At 68.8% G+C, this 17,647-nt stretch carries 15 protein-coding genes; 7 read left to right on the forward strand and 8 right to left on the reverse strand.

All coding sequences use genetic code 11. The annotated features are described in order from the left end of the window. Positions 1-143: 143 nt before the first annotated feature. Positions 144-782 (reverse strand): permease prefix domain 1-containing protein, encoded by a 639-nt coding sequence (locus tag ACFWQC_RS13810; RefSeq protein WP_378678530.1) that lies wholly within the window; start codon positions 780-782, stop codon positions 144-146. 146 nt (positions 783-928) lie between these two features. Then, a complete protein-coding gene (locus tag ACFWQC_RS13815) occupies positions 929-1,249 on the reverse strand; it encodes a PadR family transcriptional regulator (RefSeq protein ID WP_378678533.1) in 321 nt (106 codons plus the stop codon). A gap of 87 nt (positions 1,250-1,336) precedes the next feature. Here ACFWQC_RS13815 and ACFWQC_RS13820 point away from each other — a divergent pair, with 87 nt between their 5' ends. The 3 genes from ACFWQC_RS13820 to ACFWQC_RS13830 all read left to right on the forward strand — a co-directional run bounded on the left by ACFWQC_RS13820 (position 1,337) and on the right by ACFWQC_RS13830 (position 6,665). Then, positions 1,337-3,427 (forward strand): MMPL family transporter, encoded by a 2,091-nt coding sequence (locus tag ACFWQC_RS13820; RefSeq protein WP_378678537.1) that lies wholly within the window; start codon positions 1,337-1,339, stop codon positions 3,425-3,427. A gap of 128 nt (positions 3,428-3,555) precedes the next feature. Continuing rightward, on the forward strand, positions 3,556-4,608 hold the full coding sequence (locus ACFWQC_RS13825) for an SGNH/GDSL hydrolase family protein (RefSeq protein WP_378678540.1): 1,053 nt from the start codon (positions 3,556-3,558) through the stop codon (positions 4,606-4,608). Positions 4,609-4,865: 257 nt separating this feature from the next. Then, a complete protein-coding gene (locus ACFWQC_RS13830; protein WP_378678543.1) occupies positions 4,866-6,665 on the forward strand; it encodes a penicillin-binding transpeptidase domain-containing protein in 1,800 nt (599 codons plus the stop codon). A gap of 260 nt (positions 6,666-6,925) precedes the next feature. Here the strand turns inward: ACFWQC_RS13830 and ACFWQC_RS13835 are convergent, their stop codons facing one another. The 3 genes from ACFWQC_RS13835 to ACFWQC_RS13845 form a co-directional block, all read right to left on the reverse strand. Beyond that, complete coding sequence (locus ACFWQC_RS13835) at positions 6,926-8,428, reverse strand: SPFH domain-containing protein (RefSeq protein ID WP_355229081.1); 1,503 nt, start codon at positions 8,426-8,428, stop codon at positions 6,926-6,928. 14 nt (positions 8,429-8,442) lie between these two features. Then, positions 8,443-8,958: a hypothetical protein gene (locus tag ACFWQC_RS13840; protein WP_378678546.1), complete on the reverse strand. Its 516-nt coding sequence runs from the start codon at positions 8,956-8,958 to the stop codon at positions 8,443-8,445. An 82-nt stretch (positions 8,959-9,040) separates the two neighbouring features. Beyond that, positions 9,041-9,733: a pirin family protein gene (locus tag ACFWQC_RS13845; RefSeq protein WP_378678549.1), complete on the reverse strand. Its 693-nt coding sequence runs from the start codon at positions 9,731-9,733 to the stop codon at positions 9,041-9,043. A gap of 45 nt (positions 9,734-9,778) precedes the next feature. On the opposite strand from ACFWQC_RS13845, the gene ACFWQC_RS13850 reads away from it, so the two are divergent. After that, positions 9,779-10,999, forward strand: coding sequence for a glycoside hydrolase family 1 protein (locus tag ACFWQC_RS13850; protein ID WP_378678552.1), 1,221 nt, complete (start codon positions 9,779-9,781; stop codon positions 10,997-10,999). A gap of 2 nt (positions 11,000-11,001) precedes the next feature. Here ACFWQC_RS13850 and ACFWQC_RS13855 read toward each other — a convergent pair whose 3' ends face one another. Together ACFWQC_RS13855 and ACFWQC_RS13860 are read right to left on the reverse strand one after the other, a co-directional pair. After that, positions 11,002-11,421, reverse strand: coding sequence for an HIT family protein (locus ACFWQC_RS13855; protein WP_378678555.1), 420 nt, complete (start codon positions 11,419-11,421; stop codon positions 11,002-11,004). Between the two features lie 10 nt (positions 11,422-11,431). Continuing rightward, positions 11,432-13,432 (reverse strand): NADPH-dependent 2,4-dienoyl-CoA reductase, encoded by a 2,001-nt coding sequence (locus ACFWQC_RS13860; RefSeq protein WP_378678558.1) that lies wholly within the window; start codon positions 13,430-13,432, stop codon positions 11,432-11,434. Positions 13,433-13,494: 62 nt separating this feature from the next. Between ACFWQC_RS13860 and ACFWQC_RS13865 the strand changes: the two genes are divergently transcribed. The 3 genes from ACFWQC_RS13865 to ACFWQC_RS13875 are packed head-to-tail and all read left to right on the forward strand — an operon-like array spanning position 13,495 to position 15,991. Then, positions 13,495-14,364, forward strand: a complete 870-nt coding sequence (locus tag ACFWQC_RS13865) for an ABC transporter substrate-binding protein (RefSeq protein ID WP_378678561.1) — start codon at positions 13,495-13,497, stop codon at positions 14,362-14,364. After that, entirely contained in the window at positions 14,361-15,230 is an 870-nt protein-coding gene (locus ACFWQC_RS13870) for an amino acid ABC transporter permease (RefSeq protein ID WP_378678564.1), read from the forward strand. The genes ACFWQC_RS13865 and ACFWQC_RS13870 overlap by 4 nt, the downstream gene beginning before the upstream one ends. 20 nt (positions 15,231-15,250) lie before the next feature. Next, positions 15,251-15,991: an amino acid ABC transporter ATP-binding protein gene (locus tag ACFWQC_RS13875; RefSeq protein ID WP_378678567.1), complete on the forward strand. Its 741-nt coding sequence runs from the start codon at positions 15,251-15,253 to the stop codon at positions 15,989-15,991. 181 nt (positions 15,992-16,172) lie between these two features. Here ACFWQC_RS13875 and ACFWQC_RS13880 read toward each other — a convergent pair whose 3' ends face one another. Next, complete coding sequence (locus tag ACFWQC_RS13880) at positions 16,173-17,621, reverse strand: glyceraldehyde-3-phosphate dehydrogenase (protein ID WP_378678570.1); 1,449 nt, start codon at positions 17,619-17,621, stop codon at positions 16,173-16,175. Positions 17,622-17,647: the final 26 nt, after the last annotated feature.

Genomic DNA, 17,647 nt, shown 5'->3' on the forward strand with positions numbered 1-17,647 from the left:
TTACCCCAATTTACCAATCACATAAACAACCGGGCCGGACCCCTCCTTCACGACCCGCCCCCCGCTCATCTCTAAACCACGGATCGTCTTCCACGGGCGTACGTGACTTCTCGGCCGACGTTGCCGACGTCTCGGCGAGGGGGTCAGCAGGCGGCGAGGGTGCGCTGGGCGGAGAGTGCGACCAGGGCGAATGGCGCGGCCATGAAGGCGAGCGCGCTGAGGGCCAGGAACACGGTGAGGCCGCCGGTCAGGGTCAGCATGGTGAAGCCGATGATCGGCACGATCACGGCCGTGGCCAGGGACCAGGCGGCGGTGAGCCGGGCCGTGCGGCGCCCGATCCGGAGCCAACGCTGACCGATCGCGGTCACCGCCAGCGCGACCAGGGCGCCGAGGGCGCCTGCTGTGCCGACGTACCCGATGACGATGTCGAGGACGTGGAAGAGGCCGCTGTCCGGAGCGGCTGAGTGGGCGCTCGCGCCGAGCTCGATCCCGCCGTCCCACAGGAAGGCCTGGGGGAGCATGACGAGGACGAGCAGGATGGCCGTACGTCGGGCGGCGCCGATCGCGACGGTGTCGCGGAAGCCGGGGGCGATGTCGTCGACGGAGCCGAAGTCGCGTAGGGCGAGTGCCTCTGCCTCGGTGGGTGTGTAGCCCGCGGCGGTGTAGGCGTCGGTCGCGTCCTCGAGGTGGTCGCCGGCCTCGCGGAGGAGGTCGCGCCGGGTCCAGCTCGGGCCGGGGATCGCGGCGCGCAGGTCCGCAAGATAGACGTCGACGGCGCTCATGCGCTCATCTTCTATCTTCGGCTGTGTCGGGCACATCGGGGAACTCCCTGAATGACTCTCCAGAAGTGCCGTCTCGGCCGGCGCAAGTGCCGTCTCGGCCGACGTACGTGACGTCTCGGCCGGCGGGGGTGACGCCTCGGCTGGGGTCAGGCTTCGCCGAGTACGCCGGAGACGACCTTGGCGAAGGTCCGCCACTCCTGGCGATGGGCGGCGAGGGCGTTGCGGCCGGCGGAGGAGAGCTCGTAGGTGCGGCGTTTGCGGCCGCCGACCTCGGACCAGGAGCTGTTGAGGTAGCCGGCCTTCTCCAGGCGGCGCAGCGCGGGGTAGATGGTGCCGGTGGGGAGGTCGAGCTCGCCACCGCTGCGGGCGCTCAGGGCCTCGATGATCGCGTAGCCGTGGAGGGGCTGCTTCTCGACGACGGCCAGGATCAGCGAGTCGAGGTGGCCACGGAGCGCATCGGCTTTCATGTAGACAGCCTACACAGTTCGTCGTACATTGTCTCCATACATGTTGCCAGGCTACCTATAGCCAGGCGAGACACGACAGGAGACATGATGACCACCCAGACGATCACGAGACCCAGTCCGCTGCGGCGGCTGGCGTCCTTCTCACAACGCCATCACTGGACCGCGCTGCTGCTGTGGGTGGTCGTCCTGGTGGGCGTGACGGCGGCGGCGCAGAGCATCGGCGACGACTACCGAAACTCCTTCGACATCCCGGGCACCCAGTCGCAGGAGATGGCCGACCTGCAGGCGAAGCACGGCGGATCGACCGGTGACCAGGTGCGGGCGGTCATCCACGACGAGCGCGGCTGGAACACCGACCAGCAGGCCGTGGACCAGATGCTCGCCGACCTCGCCGAGGTCCCTCACGTCGAGACGGTCGAGGCGGCGGATCCGCTGCGGGGGTCGGTGAGCGAGGACGGTACGACCGCGCTGGTCACCATCGTGATGGACGCCGAGGCCGGCGAGCTCCCCGTGAGCGCCTATGAGCCGTTCCTCGAGCTGGCGGAGGAGACGTCGACCGACGACCTCCAGGTCGAGATGGCCGGCGACTCGATGCGCGAGGTGAACGAGGGCGAGGGCGGCGGCTCCGAGGGGATGGGCATGCTCGCCGCGCTGGTGATCATGCTGTTCATGTTCGGCTCGTTCCTGGCGGCGAGCCTGCCGCTGATCACCGCGATCTTCGCGGTCGGCACGACCTTCGGCGTGGTCACGCTGCTCTCGCACCTGACCACGATCCCGGACTACACCGCGCCGATGCTGATGATCGTCGGGCTCGGCGTGGGCATCGACTACGCACTGCTGGTCTTCTCGCGCTACCGCAGCGAGCTGCTCGGCGGCGCCACCCGCGAGAACGCCACGGCCACCGCGCTCGACACCGCCGGTCGCTCGGTCCTCTTCGCCGGGGTCAGTGTGATCCTCGCGCTCTGTGGCCTCTACGTGCTGCAGCTGACCTCGATCCAGGGAGTCGTGCTCGGCGTCGCCCTCACCGTCCTGATGACCATGATCGCCGCGGTCACCCTGCTGCCCTCGCTGCTGACCCTGTTCGGCAAGCGTCTGGAGAAGTCCGTACGCAAGCATGCCGCCCGGTCGCGCCGCGAGCCCGGCCAGCGCTGGCGCGCCTGGGCCTCCGGTGTCCAGCGGCACCCGTGGGCCGCGCTGGTCGTCTCCCTGGTCGCCCTCGGCGCGCTGGCCGCTCCTGTGCTCAGCCTTCAGCTCGGCTTCGCCGACGCCGGCAACGACGACCCGTCCTCGACGACGCGGAAGGCGTACGACCTGGTCAGCGACAAGTTCGGCCCCGGAGCCAACGGACCGCTCATCATCATGACCGAGGGCTCCCAGGAGCAGGCGGTCGCTGCGTACGAGAAGGTCACGAGGTACGAGGGAGTGGCGTCCGCGACGCCGCCGCAGCCGTCGGCCGACGGTGCGGTGTACACCTCCATCGCCTTCCCGGAGACCGGACCGCAGGACGCCGAGACCACCGAGCTGGTCAAGGACCTCCGGGAGGACCTCGGCGACGACGTTCTCGTCGGCGGCTCGACCGCGGCGCTGATCGACTACTCCGACGCGGTCGGGGAGAAGCTGCCGCTCTTCATCGGGCTCGTCGTGGGGCTCTCCGCGCTGCTGCTGATGTGCGTCTTCCGGTCCGTCGCGGTGGCGATCAAGGCGGCGATCCTCAACCTCATCTCCATCGGCGCCTCGATGGGGGCGATGACGTACGTCTTCCAGGAGGGGCTCCTGGGGGTCGAGCCGGGTCCGATCGAGGCGTTCCTGCCGGTGATGACCTTCGCGATCGTCTTCGGGCTCTCGATGGACTACGAGGTCTTCCTGATCTCGCGGATGCGCGAGGAGTGGCTGCGCAGCGGCGATGCCCAGGAGGCGGTCCGGGAGGGGCTGGCGCACACCGGCGGCGTCATCACCGCGGCCGCCGCGATCATGCTCGTGGTCTTCGGTGCCTTCTGGTTCAGCCCGGACCGGATGCTGCAGGAGATGGGCTTCGTGATGGCGGTGGCGGTGCTGCTCGATGCGGTCGTGGTGCGGTGCCTCGTCGTGCCCGCGGTGATGAGGCTGCTCGGCCCCGGCGCCTGGTGGTTGCCGCGGTGGCTCGACCGGCTGCTGCCGCGACTGCAGAACGTCGGGTGAACCCGGGTAAGCGGGTTCCGGACAGTTACTTGGACGTGAAACAAATTTCCTGCGGGCGGAAGCAAGAGCGCGTACAACCGTAGAGAAGGGCCGCCAATGGTGGCGGTCCCTGGCTTTCGGGAGTTGCCATGAACGGTCTGATCTTCCGCCTGTCCAAAGTCCGCCTTGCGGTCTCCCTCACATCCATCGCCCTTCTCGGTGCCGGCCTCGCCGTCGCCCCAGGCTCCCCGGCCTCAGCGGATCCGATTGCTTCGGGCTTCGCTTCAGCGGCTGGGGAGCCTTACGTCGCCCTTGGCGACTCCTACTCCTCAGGAGTCGGCACCCGCAGCTACATCAACGACGGCAGCAACTGCATGCGGTCGACCCTGGCGTACCCGAGTCTGGTAGCCGCGGCGAAGAGTTACAGCCTCAACTTCCGCGCCTGCTCGGGCGCGGTCGTCGCCGACGTCACCAACAGCCAGCTCAGTGCTCTGTCCAGCTCGACCCGTTACGTGACCATCTCCGTCGGCGGCAACGACGCCGGCTTCGCCGACGTGATCACCGAGTGCGCTCTCCCCGCCTGGGCGAGCGACTGCGCGGGCGCCGTCGCGGGTGCGCAGAACTTCATCCGCAACACGCTTCCGGCCAGTCTCGGGACGCTCTACTCGCGGATCCGGTCGGCTGCGCCGAGCGCGAAGGTGGTGGTCGTGGGCTACCCGAAGCTGTTCATGGGAGAGGACTGCAACGCGTTCACCTGGTTCAGCCCGTCTGACGAGGCGATCCTCAACGACACCGCGGTGCTCCTCAACAACACCACGGCCTCGCGGGCGAGCGCCGCCGGGTTCAGCTACGTCAACCCGATCAGCCGGTTCACCGGACACGCGGTCTGTGACAACCCGGAGTGGGTCAACGGGCTCTCCAACCCGATCGAGGAGTCCTACCACGCCAACACCGCCGGCCATCGTGACGGCTACACCCCTCTGGTGAGCTCCCCGCTCACCGGTGCTGCCGTCACCGCGACCCCGGCCGTGGTCGCCGCGGCCGAGGCGACCGGTCCCGCGCAGGCCGCCAAGCAGAGGAAGTACGCCGCTCTCGACCGCCACATCGAGCCGAAGGTGTTCCAGCCGCCGACCCATGAGCGTCTGGAGAAGCTCGCCGACCAGCGCGGCGTCGACCTGGACGCCTGGCTGGCGACGCACTGATCCAGGTGGTGGTGAAGCCGGGCGTGTCCACCGGGCGCGCTCGGCTTCACAACTCCGCGTCAGGGTCCGGCCGAGAATTGCCTGGATGGCATGCGTCGTCAGGCAATTATTGGGTGGGCCCTTCAACGGGTGTAACCCAATCTTGGGGGCGAGGCTGATAGAACCGTTCCATGCGAGTCTCCCGGGGCATAGCGGCCCTTGCTGTTGCCCTACCGCTGCTTGCTGGTTGTGGTGGGGCCAAGGAACCGGGTCCGAGCATGTCGACCCTGACCACCGCGCTGAAGACCGGCACCTTCACGAAGGTCGACTTCGTGGCGCAGACCGATCCCGCTGCCGTCGCGACCGACTACAGCGCTCTGACGGGCAACCTGTTCGGCAAGCTGGGCGCCCCCGACGTGTCCGCGACCAAGCCGGTCTTCTCCGGCCACGGCACCGACAGTGCGAAGTCGACGCTCACCTGGGCGTGGGGACTGCCGGGCGGCCGGTGGACCTACGAGTCGGAGGTCGAGCTCCGCAAGACCGACGACACGTGGGAGTTCGTCTGGGAGCCGACGGTCGTCGCCCCGACGCTCGCCGAAGGACGCAGCCTCCACGTCGAGACCGTCCAGCAGCAGCGCGGCGAGATCCTGAGTACGTCCGGAGCGACCCTGGTCGCGGACCGACCGGTCGTCACGGTCGGCATCGACAAGACGCTGATCGACCCGGTCGCGGCTCCCGCGGCCGCTCGCGACGTCGCCACGATCGTCGGCATCAACCCGAAGCGCTACGCCAAGCGAGTCAAGGCGGCCGGTGACAAGGCGTTCGTCGAGGCGCTCTCGATCCGCAAGCCGATGATGACGAAGGCCAAGGCCACGAAGATCGCCAAGATCAAGGGCGCGGCGATGCTCAACCGGACCCTCCCGCTCGGCCCGACCAAGGAGTTCGCCTCGCCGGTCGTCGGCATCGTCGGTGAGGTCACGGCGGAGATGATGAAGAAGAAGCCCGGCACCTACCTCCCCGGTGATCTCGCAGGTCTCTCCGGGTTGCAGGCGCGCTACGACGAGCAGCTGCGCGGGAAACCCGGGCTGCAGGTCGCGGTGCTCGGCGACGAGGGCGAGGTCCTCAAGCGGCTCTACAGCACCGACCCGATCGACGGGAAGTCGCTGACCGTCACCCTCGACGAGCGGCTGCAGAAGAACGCCGAGAAGATCCTCGAGCGCATCAAGCCCGAGAGCGCCCTGGTCGCGATCCGGCCCAGCGACGGTGCCGTGCTGGTCGCCGCCAACGGCGAGGACAACAAGATGAACCTGGCCACCTACGGCCAGGCAGCGCCGGGTTCGACCTTCAAGGCCGCGACCACGCTGGCCCTGCTGCGCAAGGGGCTCAACGCCAAGAGCCAGGTCACATGCCCGGCCAAGACCACCGTCGACGGCAAGACCTTCAAGAACGACTCCTGGTACCCGAAGTCGGCCCTCGGCGAGATCACCCTCGCCCACGCCGTCGCCGAGTCCTGCAACACCGCCATGGTCGGCGCGGCCGGCGAGGTCGGCCACGCCGAGATCGCCTCGGCCGCCGCCTCGCTGGGCTTCGGCATCGACCGCGACGCCGGCTTCACCTCCTACTTCGGCCAGATCCCCGAGCCCGCGGGCGAGACCGAGCACGCCGCCGACCTGATCGGACAGGGCAAGGTGCTCGCCTCGCCGCTCGTGATGGCCGCCGTCATCGGCTCCATCCAGGCCGGTCACACCGTGGTCCCGACCCTCGTCGAGGGCCAGGTCGCGAAGCCGTCGGGCGTCGAGCCGCTCGCCGCCGACGAGGCCGAGCAGCTGCGTACGATCTTCCGGGGTGTGGTCACCGACGGCACCGGCAGCGGCCTGGCCGACGTACCGGGCAAGCCGGTGATCGCCAAGACCGGCACGGCCGAGTTCGACCGCAACGGCAAGCGCCTCACGCACACCTGGATGATCGCGGCGCAGGGCGACCTGGCCGTCGCCGTGTACGTCGACGAGGGCGAGAACGGCGCCGCCACCTCGGGCCCGCTCGTCGAGGCATTCCTCCGGATGGTCAACGAGCGCTGAAGACCGGCAAAATAAGATGTGGCCCGGCCGTGAGGCCGGGCCACATTCAATTTCCCTCGGTGCTTCTCTACCGACGGGGGGAACAGTAGAGAAGCTCAAGGGGCGAGCCTGGCGGCCTTTCGGCCGCGAGGCCCGGTCGAGGTTTGGAGTGCTCCCTCCCTACGTCGACGTGGATACATAACCAGACTTGTTCCTGGCTGTCACGTCTATGTCGCTTTTCTACCGGATCTGTGACCGGGTGTTGGCAACGTGTGGATCGGTCACTGCCCGGCCGGGATCTCCACGGTGCCGTTCGCCGAGGTCGAGTCGGCGGCCTTGCGGAGCATCGCGCCGAGGTCGACGCCGGTCGTGGTCTTGAGCATGTTGAGGGTCTGGATGACGTTGTCGTTGACCTGCTTCGGGATGGCGCCGGCGCCCTCGGTGGAGAGGACGGTGAGGTTGTCGATGGCGCTGATCGGCGCGGCGACCTCCCTGGCGACCTGTGGCAGGACCTCGATGAGCATCTGCAGCACGGCGGCGTCGTTGTAGGACGCGAACGCCGCGGCGCGCTTGTCCATCGCCTCGGCCTCGGCGTGACCGACGGCCAGTGTGGCGGCAGCGCTCGCCTCACCCTCGGCCCGGGTGGCCTCGGCACCGGCCAGACGCAGCGACTTCTGCGCGTCACCGCGCCGGGCGCCTTCGATGGCCTCCGCCTCGGCCAGAGCGGCACGGCGGGCCTTCTCGGCCTCGCCGGAGAGTCGGGCCTGCTCGGCGTCGGCCTCCGCAGCGGCGATCGTCGACGCCTTGCGGGCCTCCGCGGCGGCGATCTCGGCGCTGCGGCGACCCTCGGCCTCCTGCTCGACGCGGTAGCGCTCCGCGTCGGCGGGCTTGCGCACCTGCGTCTCGAGCTGTCGCTCGGTCAGCGCCGCCTGGCGTACGGCGACCTTCTCCTGCTCGGTGAGGATGGCCTGGTCGCGATCAGCCTGGGCCAGCGGGCCGGACGCGGCGGCGTTGGCGGTGGCAGCGTCGGTCTCGGCCTTGATCTCGGCCTGCTTGAGCGCGAGCGCGCGCTGGGCGACGGCGATCTCCTCCTCGGCCTTGATCCGGGCCTGCTCGGCGGCACGACGGGCCTCGGCCTCGGCGATCGAGGCGGCCTGGGTGATGCGGGCGGCCTCGGGGCGGCCCAGGTTGGCGAGGTAGGAGCCGTCGTCGGTGACGTCCTGGATCTGGAAGGTGTCCAGGATCAGGCCCTGGCCGGTGAGCGACGACTCGGACTCGTCGGCGACCCGCTGGGCGAACGCGGCCCGGTCGCGGATGATCTGCTCGACGGTCAGACCGCCGACGATCGAGCGCAGTGCGCCGGCGAGCACCTCCTGCGTGAAGGGCTCGATCTCCTCCTGCTGGGAGAGGAAGCGCTGTGCGGAGAGCCGGATCTGGTCGGCGTTGCCGCCCACCTTCACGATGGCGACACCCTCGAGGTTGAGCTTGATGCCCTGCCCGGAGACCGCGCCGCGGATCTGGACGGAGATCCGGCGCGAGGAGAGGTCCATCGTCGCCAGCTTCTGGACGAACGGCACCACGAAGACGCCGCCGCCGAGCACGACCTTCTGGCCCGACAGGTCGGTGGTGAGCTGGCCGGTCTCGGGGTTGAGCACCGCCTTGCCCTTGCGGCCGGTGACGATGAAGGCCTGGTTGGGACCGGCGACCTTGTAGCGGCTGGTGACCAGCAGCAGAAGCAGGATGAGAAGTACGACAAGGCCGGCGATCGGCACCAGCAGTTCCATGAGGATTCCTTCAGTCAGGAGGTGATCTCGCGCCACGTCGGCGCGACAGTGACTGCCGTCGGTGAGAGGACTCCGGTGACGTGCACGGCGGTGCCGGGCGTGATCGCCTCATCGGTGTCGGGTGCCTTGGCGTTGTAGGTCACCGTGTGGCCCCCGAGGGCGACCCGCACCACGCCGAACCCGTCCGCCGGGATCGTGGTGATCACGGCAGCGTCCAGGCCGACGGTGGCCTCCCCCGAGGGCGCGGCATCGGTGTGATCCTCCTTCAGCAGGCGGGTCAGCCACAGCGTGAACCAAGCGAAGAGTGCGCCGCCCAAGGCTCCGATCCCGATGGCCGGGATCGTCCCGAGCGGGCCGACGGCGAGCGCGCCGCCGAACCCGAAGGCGGACACGAATCCACCGATCGCGGCGGTCGAGAACCAGTCGGCATCGAGCGCGCCGTCGAGGAAGCCGTCGAGGAGGTCGCCGATCACCAGCGACACCAGCAGGAGGCCCAGCCCGACGGCGCCGATGATCAGGAACGTCGTCACACCAAACCTTTCGGCAGAGTCTCCACACTGAGCAGCAGTCTAAGGCGGACCTTATCCGCCTCTGATGCTGCCTGTCCGCGCTTTATTCGGCCTGGTCGAAGGTCCAGAGCAGAAGCTCGGTCGGTACGCCCGCGCTGACCGTGAACTCCGGCGGCAGGTCGTCGCCGGCGGTCACCTCGAAGGCGTCGCCGGCGGTGAGCGGCTCGGCCATTCCGCTGCGTAGGAGCGCCCCGGAGGCGACGTGGAGATGACGGAGCCCGGCCTCCGGGAGCGTGATCTCGGCAGGGCCGGCGGTGCCGACGTGGCCGACCCGCAGCGTCCCCTGGTCCAGGCGGACCGCCTCGGTCCACTCGCCCTCGACGGCGGCGACGTCGTGGACGGCGTACGCCGGCGCGCCGGTGCTGCCGGTGATCCAGACCTGGATGAACCGGGTGCCGGCGGCCGAGGCGAACTCGGAGTGGTCGACACCGTCGCCGGTGGTGAAGACGCCGACCTGGCCGGGCGCGACGGTGCCGGTGGCGCCGGTCGAGTCGGTGTGGGTCACCTCGCCGGACAGCGGCCAGGTCACGATCGTGACGCCGGCGTGGTGATGGGTCTCGAACCCCTCACCGTTGCCCAGCAGGTGCTCGTCGTAGGTCACGATCGGGCCGAAACCGACGCGCTGGGGGTCGTAGTGGGAACCGAATGAGTAGGTGTGCCAGGTGATTTTTCCTGGCCGGAGGCCGGGAGGACGTTCCGTGAATCGGGCGTTTCCTCGGCGGATCTGGGCAGTCACAGTCATGATTGTGCCGTGGCGTTTCCCAAGTTTCCGACTGGCTTCGTGTTCGGCACTGCAGACGCCACCCGGCCGGGGGGCGAGCAGGATGTTGCGCTGCTTCAACGTCTCGGTGCGCCGGGATACCGGTTCGCGGTCTCCTGGCGTGAGCTTCAGCCGGGTGGGCGCGGTGCCTTCGATCCCGATGCCCGCGCTCGCTACGACCGCCTGGTCGACGAGCTGCTCGAGGCTGGTCTGCGCCCGTCGGCCACGCTCTACGCCGGCGAGCTGCCGGAGCCGCTGGCCGCCGACGGTGGCTGGCTCAACCGCGCCACGGTCGACGCGTTCGGCGATTACGCCGAGACGGTCGCGGATCTGATCGGCGACCGGATCCCGGAGTGGGTGCCGGTCCAGGACCCCAACGTGGCCGGCTACCTCGGCTACGGGCTCGGCACGATCGCGCCCGGTCGCCGCGCGGGCTGGGGAGTCGTCGCGGCGATGCACCACCTGCTCCTCGCCCACGGCCGCGGCGTGCAGGTGCTGCGCGCCGCCGGGGTCGAGTCGGTCGGGTGCGCCAACCACCACGAGCCGATCTGGCCGCTCTCGGAGGATCCCGCCGACGTCGGCGCGGCGAAGCTCATCGACCTGGCCTGGAACGCGGTGCCTCTCGAGGCGATGCTGATGGGCCGCTATCCCCGTGACATCGCCGGTCTCGCCGACGAGGTCACGATGCCGGGCGACATGGCCGTGATCCGCTCACCCCTGGACTTCTACGGGGTCAACTTCTTCGCGCCGCAGCGCATCGGCGCCTCCGCCGAGGGCGACGACATCCCGTTCCGAATGGTGCCGCTCGTCGGCTATCCCGCCACCGACACCGGCTGGGGCGTGGTGCCCACCGCCCTGCGGGAGTGGCTGATCATCACCCGATCCCGCTATCGCGCCGCGATGCCGCCGATCGTGGTGACCGAGTGCGGTGCTGCGTACGACGCTCCGATGGTCGACGGTGAGGTCGACGACCAGGCCCGGATCGACTACCTCGAGGCACACCTGGAGGCGGTCTCGGCCGCGATCGAGCGCGGTGTCGACGTACGCGGTTTCTACGCCTACACCCTGCTCGACCGTGACGGTTGGGAAGCGCCGTTCACCGGCAAGGACTGGGAGGACGGCGTGGGCGGGAAGTACGGGCTGGTGCACGTCGACGCTGCCGGGGTGCGTACGCCCAAACGCTCCTTCGGCTGGTACGCCGACATGGTCGCTGCCCATGCCGAGGGCGCCCCGACGGGCTGAGCCTAGAAGGCGAGCTTCTCGCCGATGGCCCTGATCGCGTCCATGTCACCCGGGTGCGGCACCCAGGGGAGCGTGAGCGAGTCCTTGGTCTTGTCGGTGTAGCGCGGGATCACGTGGAAGTGCAGGTGGAACACCGTCTGCCACGCGGCCGGCCCGCAGTTGTTGAGTACGTTGACCCCGTCCGCCTGCAGCACGTCGACCGCCCGCTTCGCGACCGCCTGGGCGGCCTTCGCAGTCGCGGCGTAGACCGCAGGGTCGGACTCCAGGACGTCCTTGGTGTGCGTCTTCGGCACCACCACCGCGTGGCCTTCGGCCGCCGGGGCGATGTCCATGAAGGCGTACGTCTCGTCGTCCTCGTAGACCTTCGTCGAGGGGATGTCGCCCGCGACGATGTTGCAGAACAGGCAGTCGGGATCGCTCATGCGGGACAGGCTACAAGCCTGCGGCGACCTCGGTGCCCTGCTTGATCGCACGCTTGGCGTCGAGCTCGGCGGCGACGTCGGCCCCGCCGATGAGGTGCCAGTGCTCCCGCTCGGTCCACAGGTCACGCACCGACTCCTGGCCCGCGCAGAGGATCACGTGGTCGACCTCGAGCGTGCGGGGCTCGCCGTCGACGGCGTAGTGGAGGGTGAGGGAGTCGTCGCCGGCCTCGATCTTGTCGTACGTCGCACCCCGGACCTGCTTGACGCCGTCCTGCTTCAGGTGGGCTCGGTGGGCCCAGCCGGAGGTCTTGCCGAGGCCGATGCCGATCGGGGTGGACTTGCGCTGCAGCAGCGTCACCTGGCGAGCCGGTGCTTCCAGGACCGGCCTGGTCAGGCCGCCGCGGAAGGTCGCCGGGTCACCGACGCCCCAGCGGGCCTTCCACTCCTCGAGGGTCTCGGGCTGGTGTGTCAGCCAGGCGGAGACGTCGACGCCGATGCCACCGGCGCCGATCACCGCGACGCGGTCGCCCGGGACGACCCGGCCGGCGAGCACGTCGGCGTACGTCACGACCCGGTCGTCCTCGGAGCCGGCGATCCGCGGGAGCCGCGGCGTGACACCCGTGGAGACGATGACGTGGTCGAAGGGCTCCAGGTCGGCGGTGGTGGCCTCGGTGTCGAGACGTACCTCGACGCCCAGCACATCCAGGCGCCGGGTGAAGTAGCGCAGCGTGTCCTTGAAGTCCTCCTTGCCGGGCACGGCCATCGCGAGGCGGAACTGGCCTCCGAGCTGCGAGGACTTCTCGAACAGGGTCACCGCGAAGCCGCGCTCGGCGGCCGAGGTGGCGGCGGCGAGGCCGGCCGGCCCGGCGCCGACGACGGCCACCGTCTGCTTGAGCTTGGTCGGCCTGAGCACCAGCGTCGTCTCGCGCGCCGCACGCGGGTTGACCAGGCAGGAGGCGGCCTTGTTGGCGAAAGCGTGGTCCAGGCAGGCCTGGTTGCAGGCGATGCAGGTGTTGATCTCGTCGGTGCGGCCCTCGGCGGTCTTCTTGGCGAACTCGGGGTCGGCCAGCAGCGGCCGGGCCATCGAGACCAGGTCGGCCTTGCCCTCGGCGATCGCCCCGTCGGCGAGCTCGGGGGTGTTGATCCGGTTGGAGGCGCAGACCGGGATCGACACCTCGGCCTTGAGGCGGGCGGTCATGTCGAGCCACGCACCACGCGGGACCTGGGTGATGATGGTCGGCACCCGCGCCTCGTGCCAGCCTATGCCGGTGTTGAAGACCGAGACGCCGGCGTCCTGGAGCGCGTACGCGAGCTCGATCGTCTCCTCCCAGGTCTGGCCGTCCTCGACCAGGTCGAGGATCGAGAGCCGGAAGATGATCGGGAAATCGTCACCGACCAGCTCCCGCGAGCGCCGCACGATCTCCACCGGGAACCGCATCCGGTTGGTCGCCGTGCCACCCCAGCGGTCCTCGCGCTGATTGGTCCGTTCGGCGAGGAACTGGTTGATCAGGTAGCCCTCCGACCCCATGATCTCGACCGCGTCGTAGCCCGCCTTCTTCGCCAGCGAGATGCTCTTGGCGAAGTCGTTCACGGTCGCGTCCACAGCCTTGTCGGAGAGGGCCGTGGGCTTGAACGGGTTGATCGGCGCCTGGACGGCCGAGGCACTGACCGAGAACGGCGTGTAGCCATAGCGCCCCGCGTGCAGCACCTGCATCGCGATCGCGCCGCCCTCCTCGTGCACCGCGCCGGTGACCCGGCGGTGCTGGGCGGCGTGCAGCCGGGAGCTCATCTCGCTGGCGAAGGGCTTGAGCCAGCCGCGCTTGTTCGGTGCGTAGCCGCCGGTGATGATCAGCCCGGTGCCGCCGCGCGCCCGCTCGGCGAAGTAGGCCGCCAGCTTCGGGATGTCCCACGCGTGGTCCTCGAGGCCGGTGTGCATCGACCCCATCACCACCCGGTTGCGCAGCGTGAGCGACCCGATGGTGATCGGTGAGAGCAGGGATTCGTACGCCATGGACGCATGCTACTCATGAGTAATAAGAAGTGGCCAGTGCCCGTTCCCTTACGATTCCGATCATGCCGATTCCGCACATGCGTGCTCGCCTCACTGCCCTTGCCGTCGCTCCGCTCGCTCTCGCCGCGGCGCTGACTGCCTGCGGAAGCGAGGGCGACACCAACGCCGGAGGCGGCGCACCCGCCTCCTGTGAGGCCGCCGACCTGCCGTTGAAGCAGGACGGCAAGCTGACCATCGGCACCGACTCCCCGGCGTACGAACCGTGGTTCTCCGAGAACGACCCCAGCAACGGCAAGGGCTTCGAGTCGGCGGTCGCCTACGCCGTCGCCGAGCAGCTCGGCTTCGCGAAGGACGACGTGGTCTGGATCAAGCAGGCGTTCAACACCTCCTATACGCCGGGCGAGAAGAAGTTCGACTTCGACATCAACCAGATCTCGATCACGCCCGAGCGGGCGAACGTCGTCGACTTCTCGCAGGGCTACTACACGGCATCGCAGGCGGTCGTGACGATGGAGGATGGTGCCGCTGCGGCGGGGTCGTTGGCCGACCTGAAGGACCTCAAGCTCGGCGCCCAGACGGCGACCACGTCGCTCACCGCGATCCGCGAGGACGTGCAGCCGAGCACGGACCCGCTGGTCTTCGACACCAGCGACCAGGCGAAGCAGGCGCTGCTCAACGGTCAGGTCGACGCGCTCGTCTTCGACCTGCCGACCGCGTTCTACATCACCGCCGCCGAGATCGAGGGCAGCACGATCACCGGGCAGTTCGAGAGCAGCGAGAAGCCGGAGGAGTTCGGCCTTCTGACCGAGAAGGACAGCGGACTGGCGTCCTGCCTCGACGAGGCGCTGACCGCGCTCGAGGAGGACGGCACCCTCGCCGCGCTCGAGAAGGAGTGGCTGTCTGATGTCGTCTCCGTGCCCATCTTGAAATGACGCAGTCTGAAGTGACCAGTCCGCAGGTGACCTGGGAACCCAGCGATCGGGAACTCGAAAGACAGGCCGTACGTCGCCGGCAGCGGCTCCAGCAGACCGTCATCGCCACGGTGGTGACCGCCGTGGTCGCGGTCGGGCTGGTGCTGCTGGTCCTGTCCTCGCCCGGGTGGGACCGGGTCCGGGACTACTTCCTGAGCTGGTCGCACGCGCGCGAGTCGTTCGCGGCGATCGCGGAGGGGTTCTGGATCAACATCCGGATCTTCCTGGTCGCGGAACCGTGCGTACTCATCCTCGGTGCCCTCGTCGCGATCGCCCGCCAGACGACCTCACCGTGGCTGGCGCCGCTGCGGCTCCTGGCGACCGGCTACACCGATCTCTTTCGCGGCGTGCCGTCGATCCTGGTCGTCGTCATCTGCGGCATCGGCATCCCGGCGCTGGGGCTGTCGGGGGTGACCAGCTCTCTGTTCTGGCTGACCACGTTCGCCCTGGTGCTCTGCTACGGCGCCTACGTCGCCGAGGTCTTCCGTGCCGGCATCCTGGCGATCCATCCGACTCAGGTCGCCTCGGCCGAAGCGCTGGCGCTGACCCACTCACAGACGATGCGCTTCGTGGTCCTTCCACAGGCCGTACGCCGCGTCGTACCGCCGCTCATGAACGACCTCGTCTCGCTGCAGAAGGACACCGCGCTGATCTCGGCGGTGGGTGTCTTCGAGGCGCTCCGGGCGGCCCAGGACTACCAGGGCTACAACTTCAACGGCACGCCGCTGCTGGTCGCTGCCGCGTACTTCCTCATCGTCGCGGTCCCGCTCACCCGGCTCACCGACTGGCTGATGCGGCGACAGATCGAGAAGGAGCAGGGCCGATGACTGGGCCAATGACTGGGCCGATGACTGAGTATGGGTTGCTGGAGGCCAAGGGTCTGCGGAAGGCCTACCGCGGGAGGGTCGTCCTGGACGACCTCGACCTATCCGTGGCCGAGCACGACGTGGTCTGCCTGATCGGTGCGTCGGGCTCGGGGAAGTCGACCCTGCTGCGCTGCCTGAACCTGCTCGAGACGATCGACGACGGGGTCATCACCTTCGACGGCTCGGAGATCTCCGACCCGCTCGTTGACCCGCGCTCGGTTCGCCGCGAGATCGGGATGGTCTTCCAGGCGTACAACCTCTTCCCGCATCTGTCCGTGCTCGACAACTGCACGCTGGCGCAGGTGCGCGTCCATGGTGTCCGAGCTTATGAGGCCGCTGATCGTGCGCGCACCCTGCTGGCCCGGTTCGGCCTTGCCGACAAGGCCGATGCCCATCCCGACGCCCTCTCAGGAGGTCAGCAGCAGCGGGTCGCGCTTGTGCGCGCGATGTGCACGCGGCCGCGCCTGCTCCTCCTGGACGAGATTACCGCCGCCCTCGACCCCGAGCTCGTCGGCGAGGTGCTGGAGATCGTCCGCGCCGAGGCAGAGGCGGGTACGACCCTGGTGCTCGCCACCCACGAGATGTCCTTCGCCCGCGAGGTCGCCACCAAGGTCTGCTTCCTCGACGGTGGGCGTGTGTTGGAGCAGGGTCCGCCGGAGCAGCTCTTCGGCGACCCCGTCGAGGAGCGGACCCGCGCTTTCCTCGCCCGGGTCCGTTCCTGAGTTCATCGCCTTGTAAAAGGAACGGATCCGGCCTCCTGGCTGGACGCCACCCAGGTCGTTTCCACAGGGTTATCCACAGGGTCTTGATTCGCCATCCTTCGGGCTTGGGAGCAAGATGCCCCGTCTCGTCCGGAGATCGGACGAGACGGGGCAGCGTAGGCGCTGATCCGCTTCAGGCGGCTCAGACGGCAGCCGGGGCCGGGAAGGTCGGGTACTCGACACCGGAGATCGACTGCACGGTCCGGACGACCTGGCAGGAGTAGCCGAACTCGTTGTCGTACCAGACATAGAGGATGGCGGAGTCCCCGTCGACGATGGTCGCGTTGCCGTCGACGATCGAGGCGGCACGCGAGCCGATGAAGTCGGAGGAGACCGCGTCGCGGGCGGTGGTGAAGTCCACCTGGCGACGCAGTTCGCCGGTGAGCGAGGCCTCGCGGAGGTAGTCGACGACCTCTTCCTTCGACGTCTCGCTCTTGAGCGAGAGCGACAGGATGGCGATCGAGACATCAGGGGTGGGGATGCGGATCGAGTTGCCGGTGATCTTCGCCTTCAGGTCCGGGAGCGCCTTCGCGACGGCGGAGGCGGCACCGGTCTCGGTGAGCACCAGGTTGAGCGGTGCGGAGCGGCCACGGCGGTCGGCCTTGTGGTAGTTGTCCAGCAGGTTCTGGTCGTTGGTGAACGAGTGCACCGTCTCGACGTGCCCGCGCACGATGCCGAAGCGGTCCTCCATCAGCTTCAGCGGCGGCACGATCGCGTTGGTCGTGCAGGACGCGCAGGAGATGACCTGCTCGTCGCCGGTGAGGGTCTGGTGGTTGACGCCGTGGACGATGTTGGGGACATCGCCCTTGCCCGGCGCGGTCAGCAGGACCTTCTTGACGCCCGGGCGCAGGTGCTGGGAGAGGCCCTCGCGGTCACGCCACTTGCCGGTGTTGTCGATGAGGATGGCGTCCTTGATGCCGTACGCCGTGTAGTCGACCGTCGTCGGGTCGTTCGAGTAGATGAACTGGATCGGGTTGCCGTTGGCGATGATCACGCCGTTCTTCTCGTCCACCGTGATGGTGCCGGCGAACTGGCCGTGGATCGAGTCGCGACGCAGCAGCGAGGCGCGCTTGATGAGGTCGTCCTCGCCGCCCTTGCGGACGACGACGGCCTTCAGCCGCAGACCGTGGCGCGAGCCGGCCTTCTCGACGAGGAGCCGGGCAACGAGCCGGCCGATCCGGCCGAAGCCGTAGAGCACGACGTCCTGGCCGCCGTTGCGCTCGAGCTTGTTCTCACCCGTGGCGCCGGACAGCTTCTCGGCGACGAAGTCGTCGACGGAGAGGCCACGCTCGTCGTCGGCGTACTGGACCGCGAGCAGGCCCAGGTCGATCTTCGAGGGGCCGAGGTCGAGCTTTGCGACCGCCTGGAGGAGCGGGAACGTCTCGGTGACCGAGAGCTCTTCGCCCTCGATCTGGCGCGCGAAGCGGTGCGCCTTGAGGATCGAGATGTCGGACTTGCTCACCAGCGACCGGCTGTGGACCAGGATGGTGACATCCTTCTCGCGGTAGAGCTTGCCGATGATCGGGATCATCGTCTCCGCGAGCTCCTCGCGGTGCTGCCAGTCGTTGAAGGTCTCGTCGGTGTCGCTCACAGCTCAACTTTCGGTTGCTCGGGAAG

Origin of the sequence: Nocardioides sp. NPDC058538 (assembly GCF_042719275.1) — a bacterium.
Classification (GTDB): domain Bacteria; phylum Actinomycetota; class Actinomycetes; order Propionibacteriales; family Nocardioidaceae; genus Nocardioides.

Coding starts and splice junctions, on each gene's coding strand:
- ACFWQC_RS13870 (WP_378678564.1), top strand. CDS start 14,361: ATGACGCAGTCTGAAGTGACCAGTCCGCAGGTGACCTGGGAACCCAGC.
- ACFWQC_RS13820 (WP_378678537.1), top strand. CDS start 1,337: ATGACCACCCAGACGATCACGAGACCCAGTCCGCTGCGGCGGCTGGCG.
- ACFWQC_RS13815 (WP_378678533.1), bottom strand. CDS start 1,249: ATGAAAGCCGATGCGCTCCGTGGCCACCTCGACTCGCTGATCCTGGCC.
- ACFWQC_RS13830 (WP_378678543.1), top strand. CDS start 4,866: ATGTCGACCCTGACCACCGCGCTGAAGACCGGCACCTTCACGAAGGTC.
- ACFWQC_RS13875 (WP_378678567.1), top strand. CDS start 15,251: ATGACTGAGTATGGGTTGCTGGAGGCCAAGGGTCTGCGGAAGGCCTAC.
- ACFWQC_RS13865 (WP_378678561.1), top strand. CDS start 13,495: ATGCCGATTCCGCACATGCGTGCTCGCCTCACTGCCCTTGCCGTCGCT.
- ACFWQC_RS13810 (WP_378678530.1), bottom strand. CDS start 782: ATGAGCGCCGTCGACGTCTATCTTGCGGACCTGCGCGCCGCGATCCCC.
- ACFWQC_RS13825 (WP_378678540.1), top strand. CDS start 3,556: ATGAACGGTCTGATCTTCCGCCTGTCCAAAGTCCGCCTTGCGGTCTCC.
- ACFWQC_RS13855 (WP_378678555.1), bottom strand. CDS start 11,421: ATGAGCGATCCCGACTGCCTGTTCTGCAACATCGTCGCGGGCGACATC.
- ACFWQC_RS13835 (WP_355229081.1), bottom strand. CDS start 8,428: ATGGAACTGCTGGTGCCGATCGCCGGCCTTGTCGTACTTCTCATCCTG.
- ACFWQC_RS13860 (WP_378678558.1), bottom strand. CDS start 13,432: ATGGCGTACGAATCCCTGCTCTCACCGATCACCATCGGGTCGCTCACG.